14 protein-coding genes are annotated in these 17,117 nt (G+C 37.8%); 11 read left to right on the forward strand and 3 right to left on the reverse strand.

Annotation, left to right across the window (positions count from 1 at the left end; all coding sequences use genetic code 11):
• The first annotated feature begins 47 nt into the window (after positions 1-47).
• The 11 genes from ELS83_RS02900 (at position 48) to ELS83_RS02955 (ending at position 13,387) form a co-directional block, all read left to right on the forward strand.
• Positions 48-947, forward strand: coding sequence for a DMT family transporter (locus ELS83_RS02900; RefSeq protein ID WP_171594027.1), 900 nt, complete (start codon positions 48-50; stop codon positions 945-947).
• A 3-nt stretch (positions 948-950) separates the two neighbouring features.
• Positions 951-1,457, forward strand: coding sequence for a YkgJ family cysteine cluster protein (locus tag ELS83_RS02905; RefSeq protein WP_171594028.1), 507 nt, complete (start codon positions 951-953; stop codon positions 1,455-1,457).
• A gap of 48 nt (positions 1,458-1,505) precedes the next feature.
• The gene (gene porQ, locus ELS83_RS02910) at positions 1,506-2,537 is read left to right on the forward strand and encodes a type IX secretion system protein PorQ (protein WP_171594029.1); all 1,032 of its coding nucleotides are present in this window, start codon (positions 1,506-1,508) and stop codon (positions 2,535-2,537) included.
• A gap of 147 nt (positions 2,538-2,684) precedes the next feature.
• A complete protein-coding gene (gene cmk / locus ELS83_RS02915; protein ID WP_171594030.1) occupies positions 2,685-3,380 on the forward strand; it encodes a (d)CMP kinase in 696 nt (231 codons plus the stop codon).
• 24 nt (positions 3,381-3,404) lie between these two features.
• Positions 3,405-5,252, forward strand: coding sequence for a 6-phosphofructokinase (gene pfkA / locus ELS83_RS22420; RefSeq protein ID WP_283242709.1), 1,848 nt, complete (start codon positions 3,405-3,407; stop codon positions 5,250-5,252).
• 246 nt (positions 5,253-5,498) lie between these two features.
• A complete protein-coding gene (gene priA, locus ELS83_RS02930) occupies positions 5,499-7,973 on the forward strand; it encodes a replication restart helicase PriA (protein ID WP_171594031.1) in 2,475 nt (824 codons plus the stop codon).
• Between the two features lie 108 nt (positions 7,974-8,081).
• On the forward strand, positions 8,082-9,083 hold the full coding sequence (locus ELS83_RS02935; protein WP_216616336.1) for a bifunctional heptose 7-phosphate kinase/heptose 1-phosphate adenyltransferase: 1,002 nt from the start codon (positions 8,082-8,084) through the stop codon (positions 9,081-9,083).
• A gap of 217 nt (positions 9,084-9,300) precedes the next feature.
• Positions 9,301-10,104 carry a ParA family protein gene (locus ELS83_RS02940; RefSeq protein ID WP_171594033.1) on the forward strand — a complete coding sequence of 268 codons (804 nt, stop codon included), beginning with the start codon at positions 9,301-9,303 and terminating at the stop codon, positions 10,102-10,104.
• 19 nt (positions 10,105-10,123) lie between these two features.
• Positions 10,124-10,999, forward strand: a complete 876-nt coding sequence (locus ELS83_RS02945) for a ParB/RepB/Spo0J family partition protein (protein ID WP_171594034.1) — start codon at positions 10,124-10,126, stop codon at positions 10,997-10,999.
• A gap of 26 nt (positions 11,000-11,025) precedes the next feature.
• The gene (locus ELS83_RS02950) at positions 11,026-11,685 is read left to right on the forward strand and encodes a DUF5683 domain-containing protein (protein ID WP_171594035.1); all 660 of its coding nucleotides are present in this window, start codon (positions 11,026-11,028) and stop codon (positions 11,683-11,685) included.
• A gap of 16 nt (positions 11,686-11,701) precedes the next feature.
• The gene (locus ELS83_RS02955) at positions 11,702-13,387 is read left to right on the forward strand and encodes a lytic transglycosylase domain-containing protein (RefSeq protein WP_171594036.1); all 1,686 of its coding nucleotides are present in this window, start codon (positions 11,702-11,704) and stop codon (positions 13,385-13,387) included.
• A 371-nt stretch (positions 13,388-13,758) separates the two neighbouring features.
• On the opposite strand, the gene ELS83_RS02960 is transcribed toward ELS83_RS02955, so the two are convergent.
• Genes ELS83_RS02960 through ELS83_RS02970 form a run of 3 tightly spaced genes read right to left on the reverse strand, consistent with a single transcriptional unit; the run spans position 13,759 to position 16,952 of the window.
• Positions 13,759-15,273 (reverse strand): GldG family protein, encoded by a 1,515-nt coding sequence (locus ELS83_RS02960; RefSeq protein ID WP_171594037.1) that lies wholly within the window; start codon positions 15,271-15,273, stop codon positions 13,759-13,761.
• Positions 15,274-15,289: 16 nt separating this feature from the next.
• Positions 15,290-16,015, reverse strand: a complete 726-nt coding sequence (locus tag ELS83_RS02965; protein ID WP_171594038.1) for an ABC transporter permease subunit — start codon at positions 16,013-16,015, stop codon at positions 15,290-15,292.
• A 7-nt stretch (positions 16,016-16,022) separates the two neighbouring features.
• Positions 16,023-16,952, reverse strand: a complete 930-nt coding sequence (locus ELS83_RS02970) for an ATP-binding cassette domain-containing protein (RefSeq protein ID WP_171594039.1) — start codon at positions 16,950-16,952, stop codon at positions 16,023-16,025.
• Positions 16,953-17,117: the final 165 nt, after the last annotated feature.

Here is a 17,117-nt window from a genome sequence, read left to right on the forward strand (position 1 = left end):
CAAAATAATTCAGTAATTTCGCCTCAAATTTCTGAAGCTAACTGAAAATGAACAAACAATCTCTTATGGTATACGCCAGTATTGTATTGGCGATGCTTTTCTGGAGTTTCTCTTTTGTATGGGTAAAAATTGTGTACCTGGTGTACAATCCAATGACAACAGTTTTATTGCGCCTTATTATTTCGTCTGCACTTTTATTCCTAATTGGCAAAAGTCTAAAACGAATTCAAGGCATAAGAAAAGAAGACAGAATGCACCTGGTTCTCCTGGCATTTTTTGAACCTTTCTTGTATTTCCTGGGCGAGAGTTTTGGGTTAAAACTGGTCTCATCTACACTAGGTGCGGTAATTATTTCAACCATACCACTCTTCTCCCCTTTCGGCGCTTACTTTTTCCACAAAGAAAAAATCAGTCCGAAAATTGTGCTGGGAATTCTCTTTTCGGTGATTGGTGTGGGTGTAATCATTTTCAACAAACAATTCGATTTGGTAGCTTCGCCATTGGGCATTGCCTTAATGTTTGTAGCGGTAGCAGCCGCAGTTGGCTATTCCATTGTGCTAAAAGGCCTGGCTTCAAAATACAATCCGCTTACGCTGATATCTTATCAAAACCTGATTGGAATCGCATTCTTTTTGCCTTTGTTCCTCACATTCGAATTCAATCATTTTATGAATGCTGAACCTACGGCCGAAGTGTGGATTGCATTGGTAGAATTGGCAGTTTTTGCATCATCATTGGCCTTTATCTTTTTTACTTACGGAATAAAACACCTGGGCATTAACAAATCCAACATTTTTATCAATGCCATTCCTGTGTTTACTGCAATCTTTGCATTTTTTGTACTGAACGAAACACTAACATTTCAAAAAATGCTTGGAATTTCTATCGTAATTTCCGGATTGTTCCTATCGCAGGCCAAACTAAAATTCTCAAAAGTTAAAAAGTAAATCATGAGCAAAATAAAGGTCGATTTAGAGCAGTTGAAGGTTAAAGCCAAAAACACCGAGGCCGATACCAAAGAGTTTTTTGCCAGGTTGAAAAAGAAGAAACCAAAACAACTGGATACAATTGTTCATGCACTTCACGACGAAGTATTTGAAGAACTGGACTGCCTTGAATGTGCCAATTGTTGCAAAAGCATTAGTCCAATTATTATCGATAAAGACATTGAACGCCTGGCCAAACATCTTCGTATGAAACCTGCCGAAGTCATTGATCAATATCTGGAAATGGACAAGGACAACGACTACGTATTTCGCGAAGCTCCTTGCCCATTTTTAATGCCCGATAATTACTGCATGGTATACGAGAGTCGCCCAAGAGCTTGTCGCGAATACCCGCACACCGATCGAAAACGCTTTTACCAAATTCTGAATCTTACCTTAAAAAACACACATTATTGCCCGGCAGTGTACGAGGTAACCGATCGATTGAAAAAGAAAAAAGATCAATTGTAAGCCTCGTTTCAATTCGGATTTATATCTTTAGATTTCTTAAAATATAAGATGAACAGAACACTTTCCATATGTCTCTTCCTAATCCTGTTTGGTTTTCAGACTTTTGCCCAGTCTGCAGGCGAGAACATCTATGAATTCCTGAACCTGGGAAGCTCGGCTCGTGTTGCCGCTTTGGGTGGCGACCAGGTGGCTTTGGGAAATGTTGATGCCGACTATGCCTTTTATAACCCGGCGGCTCTTCATCCTGAGTTGGATCAGTCAATCAACCTGAACTATGTAAGTTATTTGGCCGATATCAATTATGGATATGCCTCCTACACAAAAAGCTACAAAAAGATCGGAACCTTCTCATTGGGCATGCACTACGTAAACTATGGGAAATTTACCGAAGCCGACGAACTCGGCGATATCACAGGTAATTTTAAAGCTTCCGATTATGCTCTTTTTATCAGTTACGGAAAACAAATCAATGAAAATGTAAGGATTGGAGTAACGCTTAAACCCATTTATTCTTCGCTGGAAAAATACAATTCATTTGGTTTGGCAACCGATATGGCAGTAATTTACGATAGTTCTGATAAACTTTTTAGGGCGGCTCTTGTTGCCAGAAATTTTGGATACCAGGTAAAACCTTACTATGGTTCGCACCGTGAAGATCTTCCCAACGAAGTGCTAATTGGACTCAGCACTAAATTACAGCATGCTCCTTTCCGATTTGCCTTAACCTATCGTCATCTCGAAAAATTTGATCAATCCTACCAATCGGAATTGAACCAGGTGGATGATTCGTTTTCCAATCAATCTTCGGAAGATGGATTTGTGGAAAAAGCATTAAAGCACGTAATTTTAGGAGCCGAATTTCTTCCTACCAAGAATTTCTCGGTACGATTGGGATATAATTTTCAAAGAAGAGACGAGCTAAGCGTAGAAGAAAAAAAATCGACCGTTGGCTTTACATGGGGTTTTGGTTTCAAAATTTCTCGCTTTCGCATCAATTTTGCTTCGGCCAAATATCATTTGGCTGGTTCGAGCAATCATTTTTCTGTAAGTACACGACTTAGTGACTTTAATTTTAGGTAATTTCCGAATATAAATATCGCATTGCAATCGTTTACAGGCGAGTAAGCGCAGGAATAGTCTGCATTTTTTAAACCACGAAACCTATTTTTGATCGATTTTCTTACTACTTTTGTACCCAATTGCACAAAAAAATCAGCAATACAAAGAATGAACATATCTGAAAAGAAACTAATTATAGCGATTGATGGCCATTCATCTTGTGGTAAAAGCACAGTGGCCAAAGATTTAGCAAAAAAAATAAATTACACTTATATCGATAGTGGAGCAATGTACAGAGTGGTTACCCTGTTTGCCATGCGAAACAATCTGGTAAGTAACGACAAGGTAGATGAAAATAAACTGAACCATTTAATCGATCAGGTCTCTATCTCGTTTCAGTATAATGATGCAAAGCAACGACATGAAACCTATTTAAATGGTGAGTTGGTAGAAGATGAAATTCGTTCGCTTGAAGTATCGAACAATGTAAGCTTAATTGCAAAAATTAAGTTTGTACGAGAAAAAATGGTTGCTTTTCAGCGTGAGTTAAGCAAAGAAGGCGGAGTGATTATGGATGGTCGCGACATTGGAACAGTAGTATTTCCCAATGCCGAACTTAAAATTTTCATGACTGCCGATGTTGAGGTGAGAGCCGTTCGTCGTTATAAAGAACTGAAAGATAAAGGCGAAGATATATCACTTGATGATATCCGTGAAAATGTAAAGAAAAGAGATTATATCGACGAAAACAGAGATGAAAGTCCATTGCGAAAAGCCGATGATGCCATTGTTTTGAACAATAGCAACCTGAGCAAGGAAGAGCAATTGGATTGGATTGTTGAAAGAATGAATGAAGTCGTTTAATTTGCTTTTAATACAAATAGAAGAATGAAGATTGAAATTGATCCTAATGCAGGTTTTTGTTTTGGTGTAGTAAATGCCATTGGTAAGGCTGAAGAAAACCTTAGCAAAGATGGTCAGCTATACTGTATTGGCGATATTGTTCACAATAGTATTGAGGTAAATCGCCTTAACGATTTAGGATTACAGACAATCGAGCACGATGAGTTTAAAGGCTTAAAAGGGAAAAAAGTGCTATTTCGAGCACATGGCGAACCGCCATCTTCGTATCAAATGGCGAAGAAAAATAAAATCGAAATTATAGACGCTACTTGCCCGGTAGTATTAAACCTTCAGAAAAGAATCAAAAAAGCCTACCGTGCCATTAAAGAAGAAAAGGGCCAGATTTTAATTTACGGAAAAAAAGGCCATGCCGAAGTAAACGGCCTGGTGGGTCAGACAGAAGGAAATGCAATTGTAATTGAAACAGTTAAAGACCTTAAATCTGTAAATCTTGAATTACCCGTTGAATTGTTTTCGCAAACCACAAAAACACTTGAAGGTTTTAAGCTGGTAAGGGAACAATTGAAAAACACAATGAAAGCCTCTTTTAAGGCGCATGATACCATTTGCAGAAAGGTGGCAAACCGGGTTCCTTACATCAAGGAATTTGCACAAAAACACGATGTAGTAGTTTTTGTAAGTGGTAAAAAAAGTTCAAATGGCAAATTGCTGTTCAATGTTTGCAAAGGAGCAAATCGAAACAGTTATTTCATATCGGAGCCACAAGATATCGATATGAGTTGGTTTGCCAATGCCAAATCGATTGGTGTTAGTGGTGCTACCTCTACTCCAGCCTGGTTGATGAACGAGATTAGTGAGAAAATCAAACTTGAAAATAAAATAAATATTAGCATGTCAAGAATTAAGAAAATAGGTGTGCTTACATCAGGAGGTGATGCTCCGGGAATGAATGCAGCGATTCGCGCAGTTGTTCGTACTGCAATCTTCAACAAACTTGAAGTTGTTGGTATCAAACAAGGTTATGAAGGACTGATCAATGGTGATTTCAAAAAAATGAAATCTCACGATGTAAGTAACATCATAGGAAAAGGAGGAACTATTCTTCGTTCGGCAAGAAGCCAGGAGTTTAGAACTGTAGAGGGAAGACAAAAAGCTTATCAGCAAATGCTTGATAACAAAATCGATGCTTTGGTTGTAATCGGTGGTGATGGTACTTTTTCGGGTGCTCGCATCTTTACCCAGGAACACGATATTCCTGTGGTAGGAATACCAGGAACGATCGATAACGATTTGTATGGTACTGACTATACAATTGGTTACGATACTGCCATCAATACTGTAATCGATGCTGTAGATAAAATTCGCGACACTGCAAGTGCTCACAACCGTTTATTCTTTATCGAAGTAATGGGTCGTGATGCTGGTTTTATCGCTTTGCGTAGTGGTATTGCTACTGGTGCTGAGGCAATTCTGATTCCAGAAAAAGAAACTCACGCAAAAGAGTTGCAGTCTTACCTTGAAAAAGGATACAAAGAGCACAAATCAAGCGGTATTGTAATTGTTGCCGAAGGTGATAAATCAGGTGGTGCTTATACCATTGCCAAAGAAATTGAAAAAGAACATCCTGAATATGATATTCGCGTTTCGATACTTGGTCATATGCAGCGTGGTGGTTCTCCATCGGCTTTCGACCGTGTAACAGCTTCTACTTTGGGTGTTGCTGCTGTTGAAGCATTATTGGATGATCAAAAAAGTATCATGGTAGGATTGGTTCATGGTGATGTAACCCACGTTCCATTCAACAAAACCATTAAGAACAAAAAGAAAGTAAAGGATACTTACTTACACATCAACGAGATTCTTTCTATCTAATTGTTTCGTACTGAACTTGAATTGTTTGAAAAGCTTTTGGCCATAAGCCAGTTTCAAACAGCTAAAAGCTTATCTGATTCTGTTAAGCAGATCTAAATCAGACCAGAACCAAAGCAATACCAAGCTCGAAACGAACTTAGTTACATAATTTGCGACAGCTATTGTTCAAGATATATTTCTTCTGATTGGAATTCCAGCCTTGGGATTTCAATCAGAACTAATAACTTTGGGAAAAATGCCTTAAGAATGAACAATCATCCTAAATTCGCAGATATCATACTGCCGCTTCCACTGGCCGGAGTTTTTACTTATTCTATACCAGGAGAGTTACAAACCGAATTGGCCATTGGGAAAAGGGTAGTTGTTCCTTTGGGAAGCAAAAAAATGTACACAGGCATTGTACAATCACTTCACAGCAATGCCCCAGACGATTATCAAACCAAAGACATCCTGTCATGTCTCGATCATTTTCCGATAATCAATCACATTCAATTGAAATTTTGGGACTGGATTTCGCAATACTATCAAGCCGTATTGGGCGATGTTTATAAAGCTGCCGTACCTTCCGGCCTTAAACTCGAAAGTCAGACAAAAATTACATTGAACGAAGCTTTTATGGCCGAAAAGGCACTCAGCAAAAGTGAAGATCAAATTCTGGACATTTTAGGCAATTCAAAAGATGTAAGCATTGCCAGCTTAAACCAGGCAACGGGTTTAAAAAATACGCTTCCGCAGATTAAATCCCTTTTGGAAAAAGGTGCAGTTTTTGTCGAAGAACAAATATCATCGAATTACAAAGAGAAAAAACAAGAGTATGTTTGCTTGCATTCAGATTTCTCTGAAGAGCAAATTGGAGACATTCTCGATGGATTAAAAAGAGCAAAAAAACAACAGGAACTCCTGTATTCATACCTGAATTTATCGAAACATTATTTCGAAGATATCCCTGAAAAAGTAAGTAGCAACGACCTTCTGCAAGCAAGCAATTGCTCAAGAGCTATTCTTAAATCGCTGGTAGAAAAAAACATTCTCAAATTTTACTTTGAAAAGTTAGACCGACTCGATTTAAGCGAGACTCCACTAAGGGGTTTAAAACAATTAAATCAGCACCAGGAAAAGGCCATTCACGAAATTCGTGAGAATTTCGAAGAGCAAAATTGTGTGCTCTTGCATGGGGTAACATCGAGCGGAAAAACCGAGATTTACATTCACCTGATTGAAGAGCAAATCAAACAAGGAAATCAAGTTCTTTACCTGCTTCCTGAAATTGCACTTACCACTCAAATTATCAATCGTTTAAAATCTGTTTTTGGCAACAAAGTTGGTGTTTACCATTCCAAATTTAACGATGCCGAACGCGTTGAAATTTACAATAACGTACTCGAAAATAAATCTGATAAAGCTTACCAGGTAATTTTAGGAGTTCGCTCTTCGGTTTTTTTGCCATTCAGTAAGCTGGGATTGATAATTGTAGATGAAGAACACGAAAACACCTACAAACAATTCGATCCTTCGCCACGCTATCACGCACGCGATGCTGCTTTATACCTGGCCAACCTGCACGGTGCAAAAACCTTGTTGGGTACTGCAACTCCGGCCGTTGAAAGTTACTACAATGCTCAAACTGGCAAATATGGCCTGGTAGAACTGTTTAAGCGACACCAGGAAATTGAAATGCCAGAAATTATTGTGGCCGATATCAAAGAAGCCCGAAGGAAAAAGATGATGAAATCTATTTTTTCTCCCGAGCTTATGGCACACATGACCGAAAGTCTGGAAAATAAGGAACAAATCATCTTGTTTCAGAACCGAAGAGGTTATGCGCCTTACCTGGAATGTAAATCCTGTGGCTGGGTTCCTCACTGCCCAAATTGTTCGGTAAGCCTTACCTATCATCGTCATAATAACCTACTGGTTTGCCACTACTGTGGTCATGGTATGGCTCCACCCAACAATTGTGATCATTGCAGATCGACAGGAATGGAGGATCGTGGTTTCGGAACAGAAAAAATAGAAGAAGAACTACTCTCCTACTTCCCCGAAGCACGAGTTGGAAGAATGGATTTGGATACTACACGTAAGAAAAATGCTTACGAAAAGTTGATATACAAGTTCGAGAAACAAGAGTTGGATATCCTGGTAGGAACCCAAATGGTTTCGAAAGGTTTGGATTTCGATCATGTTGGACTGGTTGGGATTCTAAATGCCGATTCGATGTTGAATTACCCCGATTTTAGAGCCTATGAACGCAGCTTTCAGATGATGGCCCAGGTTTCGGGGCGTGCTGGAAGAAAAAAGAAAAGGGGTAAAGTGTTAATTCAGACCTATACTCCCGATCACGAAATCATTAAAAATGTTGTAAAGAACGATTATTTTGAAATGTACTCATCACAGCTGTCCGAACGAAAAGAGTACATCTATCCCCCATTTTATCGTTTAATCAATATCAGTTTAAAACACAAAAACCAACGTTTGGTAAACGAAGCGGCCAACTACCTGGCTCAATCGCTTCGAAAGATTTTTGGTATCCGGGTTTTTGGCCCTCAGTCGCCTGTAATTAATCGAATCCAAAATTCCTTTATTGTGAACATTCTTTTAAAAATTGAAAAGAAAAGTTCTCCCGCCAAGGCAAAATGGATACTGAATCAACAAGCCAATTTCCTAAAAGAGATCGAAAAGTTTAAGAGCATTCAAATTCATTTTGATGTAGATCCAATGTAATAAGCTGAGTTCGATTAAGTGTTAAAAAAATATAAGGCATTTCCTACCTGTTTCCTAACAAACGAATTTGTTTATCTTTGCTGACATAACTTCGAAAATCGAATGATCGTGAACAAAATAGAACTTGAAAAAACTTTCGAAAGTTTTGCTGATTATAATGTGCTAATTATTGGTGATGTAATGGTTGATGCCTATGTATGGGGCAAAGTAGAACGTATTTCTCCAGAAGCACCTGTACCCATTGTTTCGTGCGCAAATCGCGAAAGCCGATTGGGAGGAGCAGCCAATGTTGCTTTAAATATCAAATCGATGGGCGCAAATCCTATCCTTTGCTCAGTAATTGGAAAAGATGAAAAAGGAAAAGAATTCCTGGAATTGCTAACCGAAATTCAGGAAGAACAATATGGAATTGTAAGCAGCGATCACAGGAGAACCACTGTAAAAACAAGATTTATCAGCGACAACCAACACATTATTCGAGTTGATGAAGAAGATACGCATGAGTTGGCTGATGAGATCGAAATTGAATTTATCGATCACATTAAAAGTTTAATAGACAAACACGAAATTCATGCGGTAGTATTCGAGGATTACGACAAGGGAGTAATCACTAAAAAGTTAATTGAAGAGATTACTGATATCGCCAATAGCAAGAACATTCCGATTCTTGTGGATCCTAAAAAACGACACTATTCTGATTATAAGAATGTGACCTTGTTCAAACCCAATTTCAAAGAGTTTGTTGAGGGGTCGAACCTTCAGCTTGAAAAAGGTGATATTGAAGGATTATTTGCCGAGGCTAAGAAGTTTCAGAACGAAATGGGTATCCACAAACTGTTAATTACGCTATCTGAATTGGGCGTTTTTATCAGCAATGAAAATACATATGAACACATTCCGGCTGTAGTTCGCGAAATTGCAGATGTATCGGGTGCTGGAGATACCGTAATTAGCGTTGCAACCCTTTGTTTGGCTGCAGGAATGGAAGCAAAAGATATTGCCGCAATCTCGAATTTGGCCGGTGGTATTGTTTGTGAAATTCCGGTTGTAGTACCGATTGAAAAAGATCAATTACTGAAAGAGAGCGTTAAATTATTTGCGGAAGCATAAATTTTCGGAGCATGCTTTTATTGATTATGAAAATCGCTGAATTTGACCTAGTTCAGATTTAAAAGCCTTTCTAAAAATCATGACAGAAATATGTTGATAAATTAATTGTTTCGAGTGCTATTTTAGAATGACTCAAAATTTTAAATGTCGCTTAAAATTGTATCTTTGGAACTACATCAAATCATTTAATTTTAAATCCTTGTAATACGAATTGTTTATGGCTAAAATTATTGCTCTGGCGAACCAAAAAGGAGGGGTTGGAAAAACCACAACGGCTATCAACCTGGCATCGAGCCTTGCCGTTTTGGAGTATAAGGTTTTGATCGTTGACGCTGATCCACAGGCAAATTCTACATCGGGTATTGGTTACGACGTACGCACCATCGAGAAAAGTATTTACGAATGCATCGTTGATGGAATTGATCCGAAAGAAGCTGTTCTTACAAGTGATATTGAAGGATTTGATATCATCCCTTCTCACATCGATTTGGTTGGTGCCGAAATTGAAATGCTAAACCTTTCGAACCGTGAGAAAATTCTTTCGAAAGTATTGGAACAGGTGAGCCCTGATTACGATTTTATTTTGATAGACTGTTCTCCATCATTAGGTTTGATTACCGTGAATGCTTTAACAGCTGCCGATTCGGTAATTATTCCTGTACAATGCGAATATTTTGCTTTGGAAGGACTTGGAAAACTTTTAAATACAATTAAAATTATTCAGTCTCGTTTAAATACTGAATTGGAAATTGAAGGCTTCCTTCTAACCATGTACGATAGCCGTTTAAGATTATCGAACCAGGTGGTTAGCGAGGTTAAAAAACATTTCCAGGATATGGTATTTGAAACCATTATCCAGCGTAACACCAAGCTTGGAGAAGCGCCAAGCTACGGAAAACCTGCAATTCTTTACGATGCAGACTCGGCAGGTGCAATTAATTACTTAAATTTGGCTCGTGAATTGTTGCAGAATAACAACATGACCAAAATGAGTAATAAAGAAAAGATTATCAGCGAATAACAAATATTGAAAGAGTAAGATGGCAAAGAAAAGCGCACTAGGAAGGGGATTAGGAGCACTAATCGACGATGTTGATGACGTACAGGCAAAACCGGAAAGAAATTTAAGCAACGAAGTTGAAATTTCAAAAATCGAAGCCAACCCATATCAGCCAAGAACAAAATTCGACGAGGAAGCTTTGAATGAACTTGCACAGTCGATCAAAGAACTTGGTATTGTTCAGCCTTTAACGGTACGCAAAATCAACAACAACTCCTACCAGTTGATTGCCGGGGAACGAAGATTTAGAGCAGCAAAAATTGCTGGTTTAAGCAAAGTTCCTGTATACATTCGCGTTGCCGACGACGACAAAATGTTAGAATTGGCCCTGGTGGAAAATATTCAACGTGAAGATCTTGATTCTATCGAAGTTGCCATTAGTTACCAACGCCTGATTGATGAAATTAAGCTAACCCAGGAGAGTTTATCCGAACGTGTCGGAAAAAAACGATCTACCATATCCAACTATTTACGATTACTTAAGCTACCTGCTGAAATTCAGAAAGGAATTCGAGAGAAAAGACTACTTATGGGCCATGCTCGCGCTCTGGTAAATGTTGATGATCCGAAATCGCAGCTTGATATTTTCCAGTTAACAGTTCAGAACGATTTCTCTGTAAGAAAAGTAGAGGAACTGGTTCGTGAACTAAACAATGGGAAAAAGGAGAATAAAGCTCCTTCGAAATCTGCATTGCCGAAAGAATATGAATCGTTGAAAGATCATCTTTCTAATCATTTTAAAACCAAAGTTGATTTAAAGCGTACCAACAATGGGAAAGGAAAAATTATCATTCCATTTAAATCGGATGATGATTTAGAGCGTATTTTGGCCGTTATGGATCAAATGAATTCGTAAATAGTAATAAAATAAAACAATACAAATTGAACAAATTACGCCCACTTTTAAGTACAGTGGCGGTTTTGCTTGTATTCATCTTTGCCGGAAATTTTAAAGTTCAGGCTCAGCGTCTTACAGCAGATACCGTGGAGGTGAAATCGAGTGTAAAAGTACACTCGCCTCATAAGGCTACCATGTATTCGGTAATGCTTCCGGGTTTAGGACAAGCTTACAACAAAAAGTACTGGAAAATTCCTATTCTTTATGCAGGAATCGGTGCAACCATCTATGCAATAAGCTGGAACACTTCTCGTTATAAAGAATATAAAAATGGATTTAGGGATTTTTCAAATTTCTACGATTACAAATACCAATCGCCAGATTTAGAAACTCCAATTCCAAAACCTACTGCGGATAGTTACAACGAAATATTGGACCTGGATTGGGAAAATACTGATTTAGGAAGAGACAATTGGTTCAAAAATCAATTACAGAACAATAAGGACTCCTATAAACACGACAGAGACCTGAGCTATATCATTTTAGCCGGAGTTTACGTATTAAATATCATCGATGCAGCAGTTGATGCCCATTTGATGAACTTTAACGTGAACGATGAACTTACTCTTAGAGTAGAGCCTGCTGTTAGTTATTCAGCATTTACGGGCAATTCGTTAGGATTTAGATGCCAAATTACTTTTTAGAAGAGAGAAAGAGACAATGAGAAGAAAGATTTTTTTTATCCCCCTGATTTTATTGGGAACTAGTTTTGCGTGCAGTACAATTCAGCCAAACACAACACAAAATATACAAGAGGAAAGGGTAGTAACAGAAAACGTTCTTTCCGAAATAGATACCGTAAAAACCGAAATTGTTGCCACCGAAACGGCTCAGGAAACCGATACTTTGGCATTTTTAAAACTGAATAATGTTGATGTTCGCTACGATTTAGATGACAAGATCAACCCTAATTTTTCGAGTAATTTAGACAGTTTATTGCATTTGTGGTACCTAAACCATAACGAATCGCAGTACAGCAACGAAACAGTTAATACCAATGTTCCACTTAACGATTCTGTTTACATTAATCGCTTAAAAGAAATTCCTTCATTAATCGATTTATCGTATAACAAAATTGTAAAGAACTACATTAAACTCTATTCTGAAAAAAGAAGATCACAGGTAGAGTACATGATGGGTTTATCGGAATATTACTTCCCTTTGTTTGAAGAAATTCTTGACAAAGAAGGACTTCCACAGGAGTTGAAATATTTGCCAATTATTGAATCGGCATTAAATCCGAAAGCTTTATCGCGTGCTGGTGCCAGCGGACTTTGGCAGTTCATGTACGGAACCGGAAGAATGTACAAGCTGGATATCAACTCATTTGTTGATGAGAGAAGAGATCCTGTTAAGTCGAGTTATGCAGCGGTAAAATACCTAAAGGATATGTACAAAGTGTATGGCAACTGGCATTTGGTAATTGCCGCCTACAATTGTGGTCCTGGAAACGTAAACAAAGCAATTCGCCGCAGCGGTGGCAAACGTAACTATTGGGATATTTACTACAGGTTGCCTCGCGAAACAAGAGGTTATGTTCCTGCATTTATTGCAGCAATCTACACATTTAACTACCACAAGGAACACAATTTATATCCGAAGAAATCGAATTTCCCAATTGCCTGCGATACTTTAATGATTGACGAAACTCTGCATTTCGATCAGGTTTCGAATGTAATTCATATCCCAAAAGAGCAATTAAGAGATTTGAACCCACAATATCGTGCAGATATTTTGCCAGGAGGAAAAGCATATTCGCTGAAATTGCCTTTGGAACTGACATCGAAGTTTATTGATATGCAGGATTCAATCTTTGCATACAAAAAAGACTATTATTTTAGCCAAAAAGACAAGGTTGTTAACCCTAGAGACAGATATCAGAAATTTGCCCATGTAACACCTAAAAACAAGGCTAAAGTCTATTATAAAGTGAAACCGGGTGATGCAGTAGGATTAATTGCCTCATGGTTTCATGTAAGAACATCTGATTTGAGATATTGGAATAACATCAGAAGAAATCTGATTAAAGTGGGACAAAAACTTGTGGTGTATGTGCCAAAATCGAAAGCTGATTATTACAAAGGATTCAACACGATGAGCTACGCCCAAAAACAAGCTACATTGGGTAAATCGGTTAGTACCAGTAAAACAGTTAGCAAAAGTACTCCTGCTCCAACAAACGATGGTTCCTATGTTTATTACACTGTTCGCCGTGGAGATAACTTCTGGACAATCGCTAAAAAATTCCCTGGTGTATCTAACTATGATATCATGAAATTGAATAATATTAAAGATGCACGAAGCCTGAAAGTAGGTCAGAAATTAAGAATTAAACGAAAGAGTTAATCCATTAATTGATATAAGAAAAGCGAAGAGAAATCTTCGCTTTTTTTTATGCCAGTTATAAACATTACATGCTAACTTATTAACATTGAGCTTTTAGCATTATTTAAATGGAATTTAAATTACAAAACTCTACAATATCGGATAACATTCATATCCTGCTACTTACATCATTTTAAAGAAAAATATCGAATCGCAAGCAAGTATTTTTTTTGATTACTCATTTTAATATAATTAAATTGCTTTCGATAAATAAAAACCAAGCGTTTTTATTTGTTCCCCGATTCATTGATATGCTAATTAGCTTCCGGTAAAATCGTTCCCCGGTTTACCGGAAGCCGGGAACAAAATACCTTTCTTAGCACAATTTTTCCTTACTTAATAAATCCAGGTCGCATTCTTTTCGTTCTCTTTAGCGTTCTTCGTCTAAATCGTATTGCCCCATAGATAATCAGCAATACAACAGGGATTAGAAAATTAAAGTATTTGATCATAAATACTTTACCATCTGTAATTTCTCGCAATGGACGTGAAGAAACTCCTTTGGTTCTTAAGCTCATTAAACCTGAATCATCCGAGAGCCAGTCGATGGCATTGGCAAAGAGGTTAATATTGTCTTTTTGAATCGAAATTTTATTGGCGCCAAAACCATTTACAATAAAGTCGCCATCACCAATCAGGCATATTTTTGCTTCTTCGTTTCCTCCCATTGTACCTGAAAGTGTGGCTGCAACGGTTAAATCAGGATATAAAAAGTCTTGAGTGCGCCAATCTCTTCCAATGTTAAAACTAATAGGCGCCATTAGTTTCCCCGAAACTTTTGAAGTGTAAGCCAATGGGCGGTATTCCATTAATGTATCGCCAACGTATTTTATCGGACTGGCAAACTGCAGGATCAAGGTTTCAATACCATCAGTAATGCTATGATTGGCAAAGCGCGAAATCACGGGTAGATATGGGAAATTAATTTGTCTTGGGAAGGAGAAAAATCCTTGCTGTTGAACTGTAACCGTACCACATTTTTTATCTACAATAAAAGAATCCTCGACATATAAACCTTTATTTTGTAGCCATTTTTCAAGACCAGTATTTACGCTAACACCAATTCCTTCATTCAACATCCCTCTTACACGTTCCATGGCAATCATCAGCGATCCACCTTTTTGCAAATAGTTATCCAAACTACCCAACTGTGTAGGAGAAATGGTTCCGGTTGGTCCAATCAACATCAGGCATTTGTATTTCTCCAAATCTGGCTCAGAGAGCAGGTAAACTGGCTTTACGTCATAGAGTATGGATAGTTCGTCCAAGACCTGCTCGATGGCAGCAAATTCGGGCTCTCCATGCCCCATAATGTAACCAATCTGAGGTTTGTCTTTAATGGTTAATCTTTTAATCAAAGTAGACAAGGTATACTCCATTGCAATCCCTGGCTTAATCAATGGAATTGCCTCGAATTCATCTCCTACCTGTATCACAACACCCAAAAAAACACGTTGAACTTTGAGTTGGTCTTTCTCCCTGATCTCCAGTGGTACAGGGTGAATTCCAGCCTCGATGGCCTCTTGTTCCAACTTCTCGTTTTTATTTGGATTTACATATTCGAAAGAAATTTTTCTCTTGCTGTAATGATTGTACTCGGTTAAGAGGTTTTTAAAATCCTGAACTGTTCTGTTCACATCTGGTGGCAGATCATCAGAAATGTACAAGGTGATGATGATAGGCTCGTCAACCTCGCTTAGAATTCGTTTCGTTGATCGATCTAAGGTATATCTTTTATCTTCCGTAAAATCGGCTCTAAGAAAGAAAACTGAAGACAGGGCATTCAGCACGATCAGAATGCCGGCTACCATTAAAATATTATATAGAACTTTCCTCTTTTTTATCATACCACGTATCTAACGATTAAACTTGTAGATTTCTATTAGAGAGAATCATTTTTGATGCATACAGGCAAAAGAATGCAATGGAAAAGAAATAAATTAAATCTTTTGTATCCACTACACCACGCGTAATTGATTCGAAATGTGTTGAAAGGCTAAGAAAGCTAAATAAACTTCCGGCAAAACCAACAAAGTTCGAGGCCAAAACATCAAAAATAATATGGAAAAATATACCTATCGATAAGGCTGTTAATGAAGCTACAATAGGATTTGAAAACAAACAACTGGTAAGCAAACCAATGCTGATATACACCATACTCATGAGCAGCAAACCAACATATCCAAGAACAATAGCCGAATGATCGACCGGACCAATGGCCCATAAGGTAAAGTAGTAAAATAATGTAGGTGCCAGTGCAATGCCGATTAGGAAAAAAGTGGACAGGAATTTTCCAAGAATCAATTGCCAGTCGCTAACCGGTTTTGTTAATAGAAGCTCCAAAGTTCCGGCCTTTAATTCCCCGGCTATGGATCTCATGGTTAATGCAGGAATAAAGATGAACAAACTCCAGTATGCCACGGTAAAGAACGTGCTCAGGCTGGCTTGTCCAACGAAAAATACATCTGCACCATATATCCAGGTAAAAAATCCACTAAAGCCCAAAAAAATTACAATAAGTACATAAGCTGTTAATGAATCGAAAAATGTATTTAATTCGCGATTTGCAATGTGTAAAATTTGCTTCATATTTCTATTAATGAAGAGTTAATTGACGGAAGATATCTTCCAGTTTTTTCTCGCTTGGCGTTAATTCCGAAATATAATAATTGTTTTGCACACAAAGGTCGAAGATGGATTTTACCGAACTTACCTCTTCTTTTGACTGTACCTCGAACAATTGACGGTCTACATCAATAAAATCAACAGCGTCTACAGTTTCAAGATGAATCAGGTTTTCGAAAATGTCATTGACATCGCCACCCTGTATTCCCAATTTCAGAATTTCATTTCCGGCAGCCTGCTTTCTTAGCTCCTCGGCTGTACCATCCACCACTATTCGTCCATTATTAATGATTAAAATACGATCGCAGGTGGCCTCTACCTCGGCAAGAATATGTGAGCTTAATATAACTGTTTTCTCCTTTCCAATTCGTTTGATTAATTCCCTGATTTCTACAATCTGATTAGGATCCAGACCTGTTGTAGGCTCATCGAGTATTAAAATTTCAGGATCATGAATTAAAGCCTGTGCCAAACCAACTCTTTGTTGATATCCTTTCGATAACTCACTAATTAATTTGTGTTTCTCGCCTTCCAGGCCACAAATCCTTACCATATCCAGAATTCGTTCAGGTATCAGGTATTTTGGAATGCCATGAATTTTTGCGATAAAATCTAAAAAATCAATGATATTCATATCCTGATAAAGAGGATTATTCTCTGGTAAATAACCAATATTCTTTTTGATGATTTCAGGATGTTCCTTAATGGAATAACCACCCACTTTAATATCTCCCTCTTCGGGATTAATATAGCAGGCAATGGCTTTCATTGTGGTTGTTTTTCCCGCACCATTGGGCCCCAAAAAACCTAATACTTCGCCAGCTTTTACTCTAAACGAGACATTGTCTACTGCTTTTTGTGGTCCATATCTTTTGGTTAGATGCTCAACAACTATATCCATACTTAGAAAATTTCATTTGGTACACTGTAAAACTGTATCCCACCATTCAATTTGTACATGCGCTCTGGTGCAATCAGTTTCTAACAAATTTAAAAAAATCGCCTCCTATATAATTGACTACATAGGGATTTAACAATTATTAACAATTTGATAAAATCTATTGAT

The sequence above is a fragment of the Marinifilum caeruleilacunae genome, from assembly GCF_013141825.1.
Lineage (GTDB): Bacteria > Bacteroidota > Bacteroidia > Bacteroidales > Marinifilaceae > Marinifilum > Marinifilum caeruleilacunae.